This is a genomic window from Actinosynnema sp. NPDC004786, from assembly GCF_053601135.1.
The window spans coordinates 24,532-40,538 of sequence record NZ_JBSGBG010000016.1 but is presented as its reverse complement, the minus strand read 5'-3'; the positions used below and the strand labels follow the sequence as shown (position 1 = coordinate 40,538).

The 16,007-nt window shown below is 72.8% G+C and carries 13 protein-coding genes; 6 read left to right on the top strand and 7 right to left on the bottom strand.

The features are described 5' to 3' along the window. The first annotated feature begins 39 nt into the window (after window positions 1–39). The gene (gene hisS, locus ACWEFJ_RS16605; RefSeq protein WP_449714229.1) at window positions 40–1,338 is read left to right on the top strand and encodes a histidine--tRNA ligase; all 1,299 of its coding nucleotides are present in this window, start codon (window positions 40–42) and stop codon (window positions 1,336–1,338) included. On the opposite strand, the gene ACWEFJ_RS16600 is transcribed toward hisS, so the two are convergent. Continuing rightward, window positions 1,335–1,877, bottom strand: a complete 543-nt coding sequence (locus ACWEFJ_RS16600; RefSeq protein ID WP_378089608.1) for a nuclear transport factor 2 family protein — start codon at window positions 1,875–1,877, stop codon at window positions 1,335–1,337. The genes hisS and ACWEFJ_RS16600 overlap by 4 nt on opposite strands. Window positions 1,878–2,003: 126 nt before the next feature. Between ACWEFJ_RS16600 and ACWEFJ_RS16595 the strand changes: the two genes are divergently transcribed. Next, window positions 2,004–3,290 (top strand): hypothetical protein, encoded by a 1,287-nt coding sequence (locus tag ACWEFJ_RS16595; protein WP_449714228.1) that lies wholly within the window; start codon window positions 2,004–2,006, stop codon window positions 3,288–3,290. Window positions 3,291–3,292: 2 nt separating this feature from the next. Here ACWEFJ_RS16595 and ACWEFJ_RS16590 read toward each other — a convergent pair whose 3' ends face one another. The 4 genes from ACWEFJ_RS16590 to ACWEFJ_RS16575 all read right to left on the bottom strand — a co-directional run bounded on the left by ACWEFJ_RS16590 (window position 3,293) and on the right by ACWEFJ_RS16575 (window position 7,695). Beyond that, window positions 3,293–5,323, bottom strand: a complete 2,031-nt coding sequence (locus tag ACWEFJ_RS16590; RefSeq protein WP_449714227.1) for an iron ABC transporter permease — start codon at window positions 5,321–5,323, stop codon at window positions 3,293–3,295. Further along, on the bottom strand, window positions 5,323–6,291 hold the full coding sequence (locus ACWEFJ_RS16585; RefSeq protein ID WP_449714226.1) for an ABC transporter substrate-binding protein: 969 nt from the start codon (window positions 6,289–6,291) through the stop codon (window positions 5,323–5,325). Before ACWEFJ_RS16585 ends, ACWEFJ_RS16590 begins: the two co-directional genes overlap by 1 nt. 36 nt (window positions 6,292–6,327) lie before the next feature. After that, on the bottom strand, window positions 6,328–7,146 hold the full coding sequence (locus ACWEFJ_RS16580; protein ID WP_378089615.1) for an ABC transporter ATP-binding protein: 819 nt from the start codon (window positions 7,144–7,146) through the stop codon (window positions 6,328–6,330). 90 nt (window positions 7,147–7,236) lie between these two features. Then, window positions 7,237–7,695 carry an SRPBCC family protein gene (locus tag ACWEFJ_RS16575; RefSeq protein ID WP_449714225.1) on the bottom strand — a complete coding sequence of 153 codons (459 nt, stop codon included), beginning with the start codon at window positions 7,693–7,695 and terminating at the stop codon, window positions 7,237–7,239. A 228-nt stretch (window positions 7,696–7,923) separates the two neighbouring features. Between ACWEFJ_RS16575 and ACWEFJ_RS16570 the strand changes: the two genes are divergently transcribed. Beyond that, complete coding sequence (locus ACWEFJ_RS16570; RefSeq protein WP_449714224.1) at window positions 7,924–10,131, top strand: terpene synthase family protein; 2,208 nt, start codon at window positions 7,924–7,926, stop codon at window positions 10,129–10,131. Window positions 10,132–10,571: 440 nt separating this feature from the next. Next, on the top strand, window positions 10,572–12,350 hold the full coding sequence (locus ACWEFJ_RS16565; RefSeq protein WP_449714223.1) for a family 20 glycosylhydrolase: 1,779 nt from the start codon (window positions 10,572–10,574) through the stop codon (window positions 12,348–12,350). Window positions 12,351–12,427: 77 nt separating this feature from the next. Here the strand turns inward: ACWEFJ_RS16565 and ACWEFJ_RS16560 are convergent, their stop codons facing one another. Together ACWEFJ_RS16560 and ACWEFJ_RS16555 are read right to left on the bottom strand one after the other, a co-directional pair. Then, a complete protein-coding gene (locus ACWEFJ_RS16560) occupies window positions 12,428–13,255 on the bottom strand; it encodes a hypothetical protein (protein WP_449714222.1) in 828 nt (275 codons plus the stop codon). A 67-nt stretch (window positions 13,256–13,322) separates the two neighbouring features. Next, window positions 13,323–13,559 carry a hypothetical protein gene (locus ACWEFJ_RS16555; protein ID WP_449714221.1) on the bottom strand — a complete coding sequence of 79 codons (237 nt, stop codon included), beginning with the start codon at window positions 13,557–13,559 and terminating at the stop codon, window positions 13,323–13,325. Between the two features lie 199 nt (window positions 13,560–13,758). Between ACWEFJ_RS16555 and ACWEFJ_RS16550 the strand changes: the two genes are divergently transcribed. Continuing rightward, window positions 13,759–14,853, top strand: a complete 1,095-nt coding sequence (locus ACWEFJ_RS16550) for an XRE family transcriptional regulator (RefSeq protein WP_449714220.1) — start codon at window positions 13,759–13,761, stop codon at window positions 14,851–14,853. Beyond that, window positions 14,850–15,986 (top strand): hypothetical protein, encoded by a 1,137-nt coding sequence (locus ACWEFJ_RS16545; RefSeq protein ID WP_449714219.1) that lies wholly within the window; start codon window positions 14,850–14,852, stop codon window positions 15,984–15,986. Before ACWEFJ_RS16550 ends, ACWEFJ_RS16545 begins: the two co-directional genes overlap by 4 nt. Window positions 15,987–16,007 lie beyond the last annotated feature (21 nt).

Sequence of the window (16,007 nt, the reverse complement as noted above, 5' to 3'; positions counted from 1 at the left end):
GGTTGGTGGGTCGGGCGCGGTTCCGGTGCACTTCCGGTCATGAGCGAGCAACCCGTGCTGCGTCCGGTGCCCGTCGGCGGCTTCCCCGAGTGGCTGCCGCACGTGCGCCTGGTCGAGCTGCGGTGGCTCGACGCGATCCGGGCGGCGTTCGAGCGGTACGGGTTCTGCTCGGTGGAGACGCCGTCCGCGGAGCGCATGGAGGTGCTGCTGGCCAAGGGGGAGACGTCGAAGGAGGTCTACTCGCTCGGTCGGGCGCAGGGCGCGGAGGAGGGGCGGCTCGGGCTGCACTTCGACCTCACCGTGCCGTTCGCGCGGTACGCGGCGCAGCACTTCAACGAGCTGGTGTTCCCGTTCAAGCGGTACCAGATCCAGCGCGTGTGGCGCGGCGAGCGGCCGCAGGAGGGGCGGTTCCGCGAGTTCACCCAGTGCGACGTGGACGTGATCGACGTGGACGAGGTCGCGCCGCACTTCGACGCCGAGCTGCCCCGCCTCGTGCACGACGTCCTGACCTCGCTCGACCTGCCCCCGTGGACCCTCGCCGTCAGCAACCGCAAGGTGCTCCAGGGCTTCTGCGAGGGGCTGGGCGTGGCCGAGCCGCTCGACGTGGTCCGCGCCGTCGACAAGATCGACAAGATCGGCCCGGACGGGGTGGCGGCGCTGCTCGCGGAACGGCTCCGGCCGGCGCAGGTCGAGGCCGTGCTGGAGCTGGCCCGGTTGCGCGGCGACGTGGGGGCCGTGCGCGCGCTCGGCGTGGAGTCGGCGTTGCTGGCGGAAGGGCTCGACGAGCTGGACTTCGTGCTGGACGAGCTGTCCGACCTGCCGAACGTCGTCGCCGACTTCTCCGTCGCCCGCGGCCTGGACTACTACACCGGCACGGTCTACGAGGGCCGGTTCGTGGAGTGGCCGGAGTACGGCGCGATCTGCTCGGGCGGCCGGTACGACGACCTGGCCGGGTCGTTCATCCGCCGCCGGCTGCCCGGGGTCGGCCTGTCGATCGGGTTCTCCCGGATCTTCGCCAAGATGCTGGCCGAGGGGTTGCTCGACACCGGCCCCGCCTCGCCCGCGGACGTGCTCGTGGTGCTGCCGAAGGACCGGCGGCGCACCGCGACGGCGACCGCGAAGGCGTTGCGGGACCGGGGGCTCGCCGTCGAGCTGTACCACCAGGAGGACAAGGTCGCCAAGCAGCTCCGGTACGCCTCCCGCAAGGGCATCCCGTTCGCGTGGTTCCCGCCGTTCGCCGACGGGCGGCCGCACGAGGTGAAGGACCTGGCCACCGGCGTGCAGGAGGAGGCCGACCCGGCGTCCTGGTCACGTGACCGGGGCCGGCCCGGTCGCTAGCGGGCCAGCCGGTCCGGGATGCGCGCCAGCGGGTACGCCTGCCAGAAGAAGCGGTCGGCCGCGTGCTGGTCGGCGGCGAAGTTGACCGCCTCCGCGATCCGCCGCCCGCGGATCCGGAACGCCAGCGCCCAGGTGATGTCCAGGCCCGCCGGCCGGGTGCTCCAGCCGCGGTGCAGGTCCACGACCCAGTCGCCGTCCGCGGCGAGGAACAGCGGTTCGGCGCGGAACCCGGCCTTGGCCAGCTCGGCGAAGAACGCCAGCACCTCCTCGACGCCGGTCTTGGTGCCGGACAGCGGGTGGTGGCCGGGGATCGTCCACCGGATGTCGTCGGCGAAGAACCGGCGCAGCGCGGCCACGTCGCCGGCGGCGTAGGCCGCGTAGTAGTCCTTGATCAGCCGCACGTGCGGGTGGTCGCGTTCGGCGGCGGTGGCGGTGCCCGCGGTGAGCCACGAGCCCGTCGCCACGCCGACCGCCGTCGCGCCCAGGCCGCGCAGCACGTCGGCCCGGGACACGGTGGGGGCGTTCTGCTCCTCGGTCATGGTCCCGATCGTGGGCGGCGGGTCGCGCGGTGTCCAAGACCTGTGCCGATGCCGTTCGGTTATGGGGTGCCGCGCGCGGTGGTCCGTTGTGCCATGCTGTCGGCCGACCTTGGGGGAGGAATCGCAGTGGAAGGCTTGGCACCGCCGGAAATCCGGGACGCCGCCGAGTTCACCGCGGCCCTGCGCGCTCTGCGGGTCCGGTCGGGGTTGAGCTACCGGCAGCTCGAACGCCGCGCGGCGCGCGCGGGGGACGTCCTGCCGGCGTCCACGCTGAGCACCGCCCTGTCCCGCGCCACGCTGCCCCGTGAACAACTGCTGGCCGCCTACATCCGCGCGTGCGGGGGTGACGACGCGGCGGTGGCCGCCTGGACCGCCCTGCGCGCCGACCTGGCCGTGGCCTCCCTGGCTCCCGGCGCGACCCCCACCCCGGACGCCGCTCGCCCGGACACCGCCGAGCCGGACGACCCCGAGGCCGACAACACCGAGTCCGAGCCCGCCGAGCCCACGCCCGCCGAGCCCACGCCGACCGCATCGGAACCCGTCGCACCGGAACCCGTCGCGCCAGAGCCCGTCGCGGCCGAGGCTGTCGAGTCCGAGCCCGCCGAACCCCCGCCCGCCCCCAGCGCACCCCTGCCGCAGCCGCCCGCCCCGACCCCGACCCCGACCCACGTTCCCCCGCGCCCCACCCGCCGACGGCTCGCGCTGGTGGCCGGGGTGCTCGTCGTGGTCGCGACCGTGGCCCTGGCCGTCGTCCTCACCGACGGCACCGAGGCCCCCGCCCAGAACAACGCCGCCTCCACCACCCCGACCACCACCTCCACCACCGCCCCGCCCGCGGACCCGACGACCACCGAACCCTCCACCCCACCGCCCACCACGCCGCCGCCCACCACCGCACCCCAAGCCCCGCCCGCCGCGACCACGACCACCGCCACCGCGCCGCCCCCGGCCCCCCAACCGCCCCCGGCCGCCGGGCCGAGGGACGGCATCCAGCAGATCCGCCTCGCCCACACCGGCCTGTGCGTCGGCGAAGGACCGGAGCGGGCCAACCCGCAGCGGATCGTGCTGGGCCAGCACGACTGCGCCACCGCCACCCCGCCCACCGAACTGGAACGCCTCGCCGACGGCACCTACCGCATCAAGCTGCACAACGCCGAGTACGGCCTGGGCTGCGCCACCGTCGACTACGGCGGCACGCACGACGGCCTCCTCCTCGCCGGCGACAACTGCGGCGCGAACCGGGCCGACCAGCGGTTCACCCTCGAACCGGCCAACGGCGGCTACCGGCTCCGCTCGGTGCCCGGCGCGGCGTACTGCATCGGCGTCCTCTCCGGCCGCGCCGAGCCGGGCGTCCAGCTCGTCCAGACCACGTGCACCGGTCAGGCGAGCCAGCTGTTCGTCCTCGGCCGCTGAGGTCAGGTGCGCATCTCCCGCGTCCGCCACAGCACCAGCACGAAGTACGGCGTGCCGATCAACGCGATCACCAGACCGGCCGGCACCTGCGCCGGCGCGATCACCGTCCGGCCCACCGTGTCCGCCGCGCTCACCAGCACCGCGCCCACCGCCGCCGCGACCGGCAGCACGCGCGCGTGCCGCCCGCCGACCAGCGACCGGGCCAGGTGCGGCGCGACCAGGCCGACGAACGCCACCACCCCGATCGCCGACACGGCCGTGGCCGCCAGCACGCCCGCCGCCACCAGGATCACCAGCCGCGACCGCTCCACCCGCATGCCGAGCACGCGCGGCGTGTCCTCGTCCAGGCTGTGCAGGTCCAGCTCCCGGTGCCGCGCCCACAGCAACGGCGTCAGCAGCGCCAGCGCGAGCGCGGTCGGCACCACCTGCTCCAGCGTCCGCCCGTAGGTCGAGCCGGACATCCACGTCAACGCCTTCGCCGTGTTCCACGGGTCCGACGTCACGATCATCAGCGTGATCAGCGCCATCCCGGCCGACCACATCGCGATGCCGATCACCACCAGCCGGTCCGAGTCCAGCCCTGACCGCCACGCCAGCCCGTAGACCAGCGCGAACGCCACCATGGCCCCCACCCCGGCGGCCCCGGCGACGTGCCACGCCCCGGCCATCGGCACGGCCGTGATCAACCCGATCGCGCCCAGCCCCGCGCCCGCCGTGATGCCCAGCAGGCCCGGCTCGGCCAACGGGTTGCGGCTCACGGACTGGATGCCGCACCCGGCCACGGCCAGCGCCGCGCCCGCCACCAGCGCCGCCAGCACCCGCGGCAGCCGCTGGTCCAGCACGAACGTCAACGCGGTGCCCGTGCGCCCGGCGAACCAGTTCGCCAGGTCGCCCAGCAGCACCACCCGGTCCCCGAGCATCAGCCCGACGGTCGGCGCGACGACCAGCAGCACCGCCAGCACCGCGGACGTCACCACGAGCCGGCGGGACGACGTGGCCACCCCGACCCGCCCGGCGGGGGCCTGCCGCGGCGCGCCCCCGGACCGACCCCGCCGGGCCAGCCAGATCAGCACGACCGCGCCGAGCACCGTCGTCATGACCCCGGTCGGCACCCGCACCGCCGCCGCCGAACCGATCACCGCGCGCAGCAGCACGTCCGCGCCGAGCACGATCACCACGCCGACGAGCCCGGACACCGGCAGCAGCGCCCGGTGCCTGCCCAGCCCCGGCACGAACGGCGTCAGCAGCCGGGTGATCACCGGCGCGCTCAGCCCGACGAACCCGATCGGACCGGCGATCGTCACCGCCGCCGCGGTCAGCGCCACGGTCAGCAGCACCGCGCCCACGCGCGTCCGCCGCACCCTCAACCCCAGCACGGTCGCGTTGTCGTCCCCCAGCGCGAGGATGTCGAGCGACCGGCCCATCACCAGCAACACCGCCACCGCGACCAGCACGACCGGCGTCATCTGCGCGGTCGCGTCCAGGTCGCTCACGGTCAACGACCCGGATCCCCAGGCGAACAGCCCGGTCGTCTCCTGCTCGTACATCAGCAGCAGCAACATGGTCCCCGACTGGAGCGTGAGCATCACCGCCGAGCCGACGAGCACCAGCCGGGGGCTGGTCGAACCGCCGCCGGACAACCCCAGCACGACCACCGACGCGGCCAGCCCGCCGACGAACGCCGCCCCGCCCGCGGGCAGCGTGGGCAGGCTCAGCCCGAACGCCGCGATCGCGACCACGGCCAGGTGCGCGCCCGCGTTGACGGCGAGCGTGTCCGGCGACGCCAGCGGGTTGCGCGCGACCGACTGCATGCCCGCGCCGGCGACGCCGAGCGCGACGCCGAGCAGCAACGCGGCCAGCAGGCGCGGCACGCGCGACCCCTCCAGCACGGCGAGCGTCTGCGCGTCGCCGTTGCCCACCACGGCGTTGAGCACGTCGAGCACACCGGTCGACGCGGTGCCCTGGGTGAGGTGGACGGCGGAGAGCACGGCGATGAGCGCCACGATCCCCGCCGTCACGACGGCGGTGCGCATCAGGCGGTGGCAGCCTTCACGAACTGCTCGACGACGCCGACGACCGACTTCGGCCCGCCGAACGTCCACGTGCCCGGCTCCAGCTTGACGATCTTCCCGTTCGCCACGAACGGCAGCCGCTGCCACACCGGGTTCGCGGCCAGGCCGGTGGTGAACACGTCCTCCTCGGAGGCGCTGTAGAACAGCATGGTCTTCGGGTCGGTGACCGCGGTCATGCCCTCGACGTCGGTCGCGCCCAGGCCCCACTGCGGGTCCACCTCGCCGGTCCACGCGTTCTTCAGGCCGATCGCCTCGGCGGCGTCGGAGACCAGCGAGCCCTTGCCGAACGGGCGGATGTTGACCGTGCTGCCCTCCAGCCAGCCGTCGGCCATGACGAACGGCGTGCCGGTCGCGCCCTTGGCCTCGACCGCCTTCCTGCCGTCGGCGATCGCGGCGTCCAGTTCGGACAGCAGCGCGTCGCCCTCGGCGGACTTGCCGATGGCCCGGGCGATCAGCTTCGTGTCCTCGCGCAGCCGGTCGAGGTTGCGGGAGGCGTCGCTGGCCTGGGTGACGATCACCGGCACGTACTTCTCCAACTGGCCGACCAGCGTCTCGTCCCGGCCCTTGGCCATGATCACCAGGTCGGGGTCGAGCGCGACGATCGAGTCGACGCTGGGCTCGTTGCGCTTGCCGACGTCCTTCACGTCGTCCGCGAGCGGCACGGCCGCGTCCCACGTCTTGTAACCGGCGGCGTCCGCGACGCCCACCGGCATGACACCCAGGGAGGCGACGGTCTCGGTCTCGGCCCACTCCAGCGTGACGACCTTCGCGGCCGGGGAGTCGAGCTTGACCTCCTTGCCGCGGGCGTCGGTCACGGTCACCGGGCCGCCGGCGGACCCGGTCGGGGCGGTGGACGCCGGGGTCTCCGTCGTGCCGCACGCCGACAGCAGCACGGCCGCCGTCACGAGGGCAGGGGCGAGCAAGCGCATGGCTGGAACCTCTCAGGGTGAAGGGGGATGGGGCGGTCAGGCCGGTCGCGGGGTGTGCCTGCCCAGCGGGCGGCAGTGGATCGCGCCGGTCACCGGGTCGTCGGCCACGTGCACCGTGACGCCGTAGGCGCGGGTCAGGTGCTCGGCGGTGAGGACGTCGCGGACCCCGCCCGCCGCGACGACCCGGCCCTCGGACAGCAGCACGACCTCGTCGGCGATGATCGCGGCGTGGTCGAGGTCGTGCAGCACCACGCCGACCGCGACGTCGTGGTCGTTGGCCAGGTCGCGCACCACGTCGAGCACCTCCACCTGGTAGCGCAGGTCGAGGTGGTTGGTCGGCTCGTCCAGCAGGAGCACGGAGGTCTGCTGCGCCAGGCACGACGCGAGCCACACGCGTTGCAGCTCGCCGCCGGACAGCTCGTCCACGCCCCGGTCGGCCATCGGGGTCACGCCGGTGAGGTCCATGGCGCGCTGGACGGCCGCGCCGCCCTCCAGGTCCACCCCGCGCCACCCCGTCCGGTACGGGTACCGGCCGTAGGAGACGACGTCGCGCACGGACACGCCCGAGGGCGTCGGCCGCTGCTGGGTGAGGAGGGTGACGTTGCGGGCGAACTCCTTGCCCGACAGCGGCGAGTGCCCCCACACGGACCGCCCGCCGACCCGGACCTGCCCCTCGCGCGGCCGGTGCAGGCGCGCCAGGGACCGCAGCACGGTCGACTTGCCGGACCCGTTGGGGCCGACGAGCGCCGTCACGGCGCCCGCGCGCAGTCCGAGCGAGACACCGTGCACCACCGCGCGGTCGTGGTGCGCGAGAACCAGTTCCTCACCGGCGAGCAGCGCGTCTCCCTTAGACATGAGGGGAGCCTAACCTAATCTCGCTAATCACCCATATGGGCGTGATCTACTGCACTTTCCGGCCCAGCTCGTAACGCTGCGCGGTCGAAATCAGCCCTCGAAGTGCCGCCGCGTGTCGGCGACGAGCGAGCGGAACACCACCTCGTTGAGCCGGCCGCCGACCTTGAGGGCGGGCTCGTAGGCGAACGTCCAGGTGAGCCGCGAGCCGCCGTCCGCCCGCTCCACCAGGTAGTCCTCGCCGAACCGGCGGAACACCGGCAGCGACGCCCGGTCTGCCGCGAACGACTGCCGCCGCCCCTCCTCCCAGCGGATGAAGCGCTCGTGCAGGCGCAGCACGCCCAGCACGGAGGTCCGGCGCGTCGTGCCCACCCCGAACGGGCGGCGCGAGGTGTACTCGGACGACGACAGCAGCCGGCACCACCACAGCGGGTTGGACGCGGTCAGCCCACGCCACACACGTTCGGGTGACACCGGCAGGTCCAGCACGTAGCTGTGGCGCTGCGGCGCCGACTCGAAGAAACCGACCTCGAACGGCTCCAGGCGGGGCACGGGTCCAGTGTGCCGCCTCCGGTGCGTTTCCACCGCTCGCCCGGCCGGGTCGCGGGGAAGCCGCACCGGTGCGGTCGCGGTCCGCGGACGCCACCCAAAGCAGCACGCGGTTGCGCCGGTCGGGGGGACCGAACGCCCGAACGTGTGGATCACGGCGGTGGGTCTTGGCCGCCTTGCCCCGGCACTGGTTCCGTACACCGGACAGGTCATGACGAGAGGTGCGACCCGATGCCGCAGCCGTTCCAGTTGCCGGACTTCTACACGCCGTACCCGGCACGGCTGAACCCCAGCCTGGAACGCGCGCGGGCGCACACGAAGGCGTGGGCGCGCGAGATGGACATGATCGACGTGCCGCAGCACGGCACGGTGATCTGGACCGAGCACGACCTCGACTCGCACGACTACGCCCTGCTCTGCGCCTACACCCACCCCGACGCCACGCCCGACGACCTCGACCTCGTCACCGACTGGTACGTGTGGGTCTTCTACTTCGACGACCACTTCGTGGAGCTGTACAAGCGCAACCCGGACGTGGCGGGCGCGAAGGCGTACCTCGACCGGCTGCCGCTGTTCATGCCGGTCGACGGCGCGATCACGGCCGAGCCGACGAACCCGGTCGAGAAGGGCCTCGCCGACCTGTGGACGCGCACGGTCGGCAGCCACTCCGAGGACTGGCGCCGCCGGTTCGCCGACAACACCAAGCACCTGCTGGACGAGTCCATGTGGGAGCTGCTGAACATCTCCGAGGGCAGGCTCTCCAACCCGATCGAGTACATCGAGATGCGCCGCAAGGTGGGCGGCGCGCCGTGGTCGGCGAACCTGGTCGAGCACGTCACCGGCATGGAGGTGCCCGCCCGGATCGCCCTCACCCGCCCGATGGGCGTCCTGCGCGACACGTTCGCCGACGCCGTGCACCTGCGCAACGACCTGTTCTCCTACGAGCGCGAGGTGCTGGACGAGGGCGAGCTGAGCAACGGCGTCCTGGTGCTGGAGAAGTTCCTCGACCTGCCGACCCAGGAGGCCGCCGAGTCGGTCAACGACCTGCTGACGTCCCGGCTGCACCAGTTCGAGCACACGGCCGTCACCGAGGTGCCGCTGCTGCTCGACGAGCACGCGATCGACCCGGCGGGCCGGCTCGCCGTGCTGGCGTACGTGAAGGGCCTGCAGGACTGGCAGTCCGGCGGCCACGAGTGGCACGCCCGCTCCAGCCGCTACATGAACCAGGGCCTGGACACCGCGAACCCGGTGCTGGGCGGTCCGACCGGCCTGGGCACGAGCGCCGCCCGCGCGCTGATCGCCACCGCGCCGCAACGGCTGCGCAGCTTCAGCCACGTGCCGTTCGAAGAGGTGCCGTCGATGCCCGAACCGGCGCTCGACATGCCGTTCGAGCTGTCGGTGAGCCCGCACTGGGCGCACGCGCGGGAGAAGAGCGTCGCCTGGGCGCGCGAGATGGGCATGTTCGACGACGTGCCGCGCGTGTGGACCGAGGAGCGGCTGCGCGACATGGACCTCGCGCTGTGCTCGGCGGGCATCGACCCGGACGCCACCGCGGACGAGCTGGAGATCAACGCGCTCTGGCTGACCTGGGGCACCTACGGCGACGACTACTACCCGGTCGCGTTCGGCCGGACCCCCGACCTGGCCGTGGCCAAGGCCGTCACCGACCGGCTCAAGCAGATGATGCCGCTGGAGGGCGCGCCGCCGTCGCCGGTGACCCCGCTGGAACGCGGCCTCGCCGACGTGTGGGAGCGCACCACCGCCCCGATGCCGCAGGACAACCGCCGGCAGTTGCGCCACGCGCTGGAGCTGATGCTCGACAGCTGGATGTGGGAGCTGAAGAACCAGCACGAGAACCGCGTGCCCGACCCGGTCGACTACATCGAGATGCGGCGGCACACGTTCGGCTCGGAGCTGACCATGAGCCTGGCCCGGCTCGGCCACGGCCGGCTCGTGCCCGACGAGATCTACCGGACCCGCACCATCCGCAACATCGAGAACTCGGCGATGGACTACGCCATCATCCTCAACGACCTGTTCTCGTACCGGAAGGAGATCCAGTTCGAGGGCGAGGTGCACAACCTCGTGCTCGTCGTGCGCCAGTTCCTCGACGTGGACCCGGACCGGGCGTGGACGATCGCGACCGACCTCGCGAACGCGCGGCTGGCGCAGTTCCGGCACTCGGTCGCGGTGGAGCTGCCCGCGTTGTTCGAGGAGTTCCGGTTGGACCGGGAGGCGCAGGACGCGCTCAACGCCTACGTCCGCGAACTCGAGGACTGGCTGTCCGGCATCCTGAACTGGCACCGCAGCGTGGTCCGCTACCACGACGCCGACCTGGCCAAGCACTTCGGCGTCCCGGAGCTGGCGTTCACCCCGCAGACGTTGCGCGGCCCGACGGGCCTGGGCACCGCGTCGACCCGCACCCTGGTGAACAGGTGACGCTTCACCCGACACCCCCGTCGACCTGATGCACGGGACTCCCCGCGACAGCGAGCCGCCCTCCGGCGCCGGCGGGCAGCTCGGGCGCGGGTCCGGGAGCTGACTCCCACGCCACTTCGCCCGTGGACCGCCGCACCCCCCGGCCGACCGTCCCCGGGCACGGACGACGCGGCGTCCCGACCGGCGGGGGTGCGCCGGTCGGGACGCCGACCCCTCGTGGACCGCGGGGTGCGCCGGTGTTCCCCTCACCCGTCCGCGGTCATGGGGCCACCCTGCCCGGGCGACCGGGGACGAACCTGGGACGAACCTTGAACCTGCCGGTCCCGGGGGCCAAGGGGCTGACTTCGGGCGCAAATGGTCTAGACCCATTGACAGACCCTCCCGGGCGTCCGCACGCTGGGCGCAGCCGGCCGCCGCCCCGCCCCCGAGGAGGTCCAACGGTGAAACTCCCAGCGAGGACGGCCCGCGCGCTCGCCGTCCTGGTGACCGTCGTCGGTGCGACCGTCACGTGGAACGCCGCCTCAGGAACCATCGCGGCCTCGGCCGCCGAACCGCTGCGCGGCATCGTGCCCGTGCCGGTCTCGGTGCAGCCCGCCGCCGGTGTCACGCACACCGTCGCCGCCGACGCGAAGATCTACACCTCACCCGCGGCGCACGCCGTCGGCGACCGGCTGGCCGCCCTGCTGCGCCCCCCGACCGGCTACGCCCTGCCCGTCACCGACACCACCGGCACGCCCGCCGACGGCATCTCGCTGCTCCTCGGCGGCGCGCCCGCGTCCGTCGGCGACGAGGGCTACCACCTCGTCGTCACGGCCGCGGCCGTGCAGCTGCGCGCCAACACCCCGGCGGGCCTGTTCGCGGGCGTGCAGACGTTGCGCCAACTCCTGCCCGCCAAGGTCGAGAGCCGGACCGCGCAGGCCGGGCCGTGGACCGTGCCGGGCGCGACGATCACCGACTACCCGAGGTTCGCCCACCGCGGCGCGATGCTTGACGTGGCGCGCCACTTCCACCCCGTGGCCACGGTCAAGCGGTACCTCGACCAGCTCGCGCTCTACAAGGTCAATTACTTCCACCTGCACCTGACCGACGACCAGGGCTGGCGCATCGCGATCGACAGCTGGCCCCGGCTGGCCACCTACGGCGGCAGCACGCAGGTCGGCGGCGGCCCCGGCGGGTACTACACCAAGGCGCAGTACCAGGAGATCGTGGCGTACGCGGCGGCCCGGCACATCACCGTCATGCCCGAGGTGGACCTGCCCGGCCACACCAACGCGGCGCTGGCCTCCTACGCCGAGCTGAACTGCAACGGCGTCGCCCCCGCGCTGCGCACGGACATCGCGGTCGGCTACTCGTCGTTGTGCGTGTCCAAGGACATCACCTACACGTTCGTGGAGGACGTGATCCGCGAGATCGCCGCGCTGACGCCCGGCCCGTACTTCCACATCGGCGGCGACGAGGCGAACGCGACCACCGACCAGGAGTACCGGACGTTCATGGACCGGGTGCTGCCGCTGGTGGGCAAGTACGGCAAGAAGGCGATGGGCTGGCACGAGTTCGTCAAGACCACCACCGACCCGGGCGCGGTCGCGCAGTACTGGGGCACGACGACGTCCAACGCCGTGGTGCAGAACGCCGCCGCGCGCGGCCAGAAGATCCTGATGTCGCCCGCGAACAAGGCGTACCTGGACATGAAGTACCACTCGGGCACGCCGCTCGGGCTGAGCTGGGCCGGGCTGGTCGAGGTCCGGGACGCCTACAACTGGAATCCCGGCACGCACGTGAGCGGGGTGCCGGAGTCGGCCGTGCGCGGCGTCGAGGCCCCGCTGTGGACGGAGACGATCGTGACGCCGGCGCACCTCGACTTCATGGCGTTCCCGCGCCTGGCCGCGATCGCCGAGCTGGGCTGGTCGCCGTGGTCGACGCACGACTGGGAGGCGTTCCGCCTCCGGCTGGGCGCGCAGGGCCCGCGCTGGACCGCGATGGGCATCGACTTCTACCGCTCACCGCAGGTGCCGTGGGACAACGGCGGCACCACCACCACGACCACCACGACCACCACCACGACCACGCAGCCGTCCGGCACCTGGGCCCCGAACCGGGCGTACGCGGTAGGTGCCCAGGTCACCTACAACGGTGTCACCTACCAGTGCCGCCAGGCGCACACGTCCCAACCCGGCTGGGAGCCGCCGAACGTCCCCGCCCTCTGGCAGCGCCTCTGACCCGAACGTAGGACACGCGCGTGAGTCCTACGTCCAGGTCGCGTGTGTCCTACGTCCAGGTACCCCGAGTTGAACGCTCAGGACGTGACGCGGGCGGCCGACACGGGGCGTTGGGCCATCGTGTAGGCCCCCGCGGAGGACGTGTTCACGCTCCACCGGTACCGGCTGAAGCCGCCGGTCGCGTCGGACGCGTAGAACATCATGTGCCCGTACCCGGCGCCGTCGGTCGACGCGGTCGCGTTGAAGATCCGGTTGTCCGGGAACCGGAAGTAGTTGCCCACCCCGTACACGCCGTGCGGCACGGCCGTGCAGTCCACGACCTCCACGGCGTACTGCGTCTCGCCGGGGAAGTTCAGGCCGGAGCCGGGCGCGGTGTAGACGCCCTTGACCGACCGCACCATCACCACGTGCCCGGTGTTGGTGTCCTGGTCGTTGCGGTAGTCGATCGCGATCAGGTCGCCCGGTCGGAGGTCCGCCACCCTGGTGACGCGCTCGAAGTGCGGGATCTCCCGCTCCGCGAACGCCGCCCGGTAGTCGCGCGCGAACGGGCTCGCCACCCCGAAGTGGGCGGTGAAGAACGCCGACGTCGCCCACCGGTACGTCCGCTTCAGCACGGCGGTCAGGAACGACGCGCACTGGCTCCGGTTGACCCAGTCGGACGCGTCGCCCGGCGTGCCCCACCGGACCACGTTCGGCTGGTCCGGCTCCTTGTACGTGTTGTTCGCCAGCGGGCACGTCGGCAGCGACAGGTAGCCGACGAGCTGCTCCGCCTCCAGCAGGTGCGGTGTGGACGTCCGGTGTGGACGCGGCAGCGCCCGAGCCGGCGCGGCGGTCGCACCGGGGGTCGGCCGCGCCCCCGCGGCCACGGCGGTCCCCCCGGAGAACGATCTGCGCGACAGGTCCATCGTGCGGCTCCCCCTTCGGTACAGGCCCGCATACCGTAGACGAAGGGGGTGCTCCGCACGCGGTGGTTCACCGGGCGTACACCAGCAGGACCGTGGTCAGCGCGGTGCACAGGACGAGCATCGAGGCGATCCCGGTCATGGCCGCCCCGGCCGACAGCAGGACTTTGGTCACCAGGCCGAGCATCCGGCGCAGGAGCCTGGCCAGGCCCATGACCAGCGCCAACGCGCCGATCAGGACCACCAGCGCGACCGGCGTCCACTCGGCGGTCTCGGAGGATTGGGCTAACGCGGTGAGCAGGTACATGGCGACCCCCGGATGGCTTCCTGGGTGGACTTCACCTTGACTCACTGAAGTTGACTGAACCTCAGCAACATGAGGGTAAGTGGCGCTGTACTTCACTGACAAGACCCGTCCGGGCGTATCAGCTCGTGACTTTTCGTCGCCATCGTGTATGTTTCACGCTTCAGCGGATACGCTGAAGTTCACTGAAGGGCGCGCGGACGTGGTCGTTTCCGAGGACTCCCACCGCCTGGCGCACCGCCTGCGGGCGCTGCGCGAGGAGCGCTGGCCGGACGTCACGATCACCCAGAGCGACCTCGCGCAGGCGTTCAGCGCCGAGAAGCCCGCCAGCGTGCCCCTGCTGTCGTCGTGGGAGAGCCGCGGCAAGCCCAAGACCCCGCCGCTGCACCGCCTCGCCGCCTACGCCACCTTCTTCGCCACCCGGCGCTCCGTCGCCACCCGCCCCTACCGCCTGCTGCCGGTCGAGGAGCTGACGCCCGAGGAGCTGCGCCACCGCGACGAGCTGCTGCGCGAGCTGACCGACCTGCGCGCCGCCGACCAGCGCCGGGACGGCACGTCCCCGGTCGGGGACCGCGCGAACCGCGGCTTCTGGTACTTCGACGACCGGCACGACATCACCATCGTGGTCGCCCAGCTCCCGGCCGACATGCGCGCCCGGATGCCCTACTCCGACCCGACCCAGCCGGACTACGTCGAGCTGTACACCTACGCCGACCTCGACGCCCTGATCGAGCTGCACGGCCACATCCGCTCGGTCAACCCGCGCAGCCAGGTCAACTTCCGCATCGCGTCCGACCTCGCGCCCGACGACTACACCACGCACCTCGTGCTGCTCGGCGGCGTCGACTGGAACCTGGTCACGCGCGAGCTGCTCGACCGCGTCGACCTCCCCGTCACGCAGGTCGCCCGCCACGACGAGTCCGAGGCGGGCGGGTTCGTGGTGCGCACGCCCGGCGGCGAGGAACGCCTCTACGCGCCCAGGCTGGCCCGCAAGGGCGACCGCGAGGTCCTGCTGGAGGACGTCGCCCACTTCTACCGCGGCACGAACCCGTTCAACCACAAGCGAACGGTGACGATCTGCAACGGCCAGTACGGTCGGGGGACCCTCGGCGTCGTGCGGGCACTGACCGACGGCAGGTTCCGCGACCGCAACGCGGAGTACCTCACCCGGCGATTCCCGGGCCTCGACTCCTACAGCGTCCTCACCCGGGTGCTGGTGGTGAACGGCCGGGTGGTCACCCCGGACTGGAACCTGCCCGAGTCCCGCCTCTTCGAATGGCCGGAGAACACCGGGTGAACACCACCGCGCCCGCCCCCGTGGCGCACCACGCGTCGCACGGCAAGCTGCTGACCAGAGTGGACGTCGCCGACTGCCCGCCGGGCCGGGTCGACGCGATCGTCGTGCCGACCAACCGCCCGTGGCGCCACCTCGAGAAGGCCGTCGGGGTCGCCGCCGACCTCGGCCGGCCCCTCGTCGTGCTCGCCAGCGGCGCCGCCGCGCCCGACCGGGCCGCGAAGCTCGCCCGCACCCGGGGCGTCGAGGCGCTGGTGGTGGACGTCCGCGCGCTGCCCGCCTCGCTGATGCCCCGCCTGTCGGCCACCGCGAAGGTGTTGAGCCCCACGGAGTTCGTGCGGCACACCGACACGAGCTTCAAGCGCAACCTCGGCCTGCTCGTGTCCCGGGTGGTCGGGTGGGACCGGGTGGCGTTCCTGGACGACGACATCACCGTGCCCGCGCCCGCCGACCTGGACGCGGCGGCCGGCCTGGTCTCGGAGGGCTACGCGGCCGTCGGGCTGGAGGTCGGCGGCTTCCCGGACAACTCGGTGGTCTGCCACGCGCACCGCGAGACCGGCGGCGACCAGGGCACGTTCATCGGCGGCGGCGCGCTGGTGATCGGCCGCGAGTCCATGACCTCGTTCTTCCCGACGATCTACAACGAGGATTGGTTCTTCCTGCTCGACGAGGCCGGTCTGCGCCGCTCGGCGGTCACGGGCCGGGTGCGGCAGAAGCCGTACGACCCCTTCGCCACCGAGCAGCGGGCCGAGATGGAGGAGTTCGGCGACTGCCTCGCCGAGGGCGTGTTCGCGCTGCTGGACGACGACGGCGGCTTCGAGGCGGCGGGGGACGAGGGCTACTGGGAGAAGTTCCTGCACAGCCGGATGGCGTTGATCGACGGCATCCTCGGCCGCATCCGGTCGCGGGGGCGGCCGGACGACGAGGCGATGCTGATGGAGATCGCCCTGCGGGCGGCCCGCAAGCGGTGCGAGGCCATCCCGCCGTCGCTGTGCGTGCGGTACCTGAAGGCGCTGGCCCAGGACCGGCGCGCGTGGGCCGCGCACGTCGGGACCTTCCCGCGCGGCGCGGCCGACCTGCGCGGCGCCGTGACGGAGCTGCGGCTGGTCGGGCACGCCACCTACGTCGCGCCCTGACCGCGCCTCCCATGTGGCGGA

What these genes read in the sequence shown, in the direction of transcription:
- ACWEFJ_RS16560 (WP_449714222.1), bottom strand. Translation starts at nt 13,255, where the DNA reads ATGGACCTGTCGCGCAGATCGTTCTCCGGGGGGACCGCCGTGGCCGCG.
- ACWEFJ_RS16570 (WP_449714224.1), top strand. Translation starts at nt 7,924, where the DNA reads ATGCCGCAGCCGTTCCAGTTGCCGGACTTCTACACGCCGTACCCGGCA.
- ACWEFJ_RS16580 (WP_378089615.1), bottom strand. Translation starts at nt 7,146, where the DNA reads ATGTCTAAGGGAGACGCGCTGCTCGCCGGTGAGGAACTGGTTCTCGCG.
- ACWEFJ_RS16585 (WP_449714226.1), bottom strand. Translation starts at nt 6,291, where the DNA reads ATGCGCTTGCTCGCCCCTGCCCTCGTGACGGCGGCCGTGCTGCTGTCG.
- hisS (WP_449714229.1), top strand. Translation starts at nt 40, where the DNA reads ATGAGCGAGCAACCCGTGCTGCGTCCGGTGCCCGTCGGCGGCTTCCCC.
- ACWEFJ_RS16590 (WP_449714227.1), bottom strand. Translation starts at nt 5,323, where the DNA reads ATGCGCACCGCCGTCGTGACGGCGGGGATCGTGGCGCTCATCGCCGTG.
- ACWEFJ_RS16555 (WP_449714221.1), bottom strand. Translation starts at nt 13,559, where the DNA reads ATGTACCTGCTCACCGCGTTAGCCCAATCCTCCGAGACCGCCGAGTGG.
- ACWEFJ_RS16600 (WP_378089608.1), bottom strand. Translation starts at nt 1,877, where the DNA reads ATGACCGAGGAGCAGAACGCCCCCACCGTGTCCCGGGCCGACGTGCTG.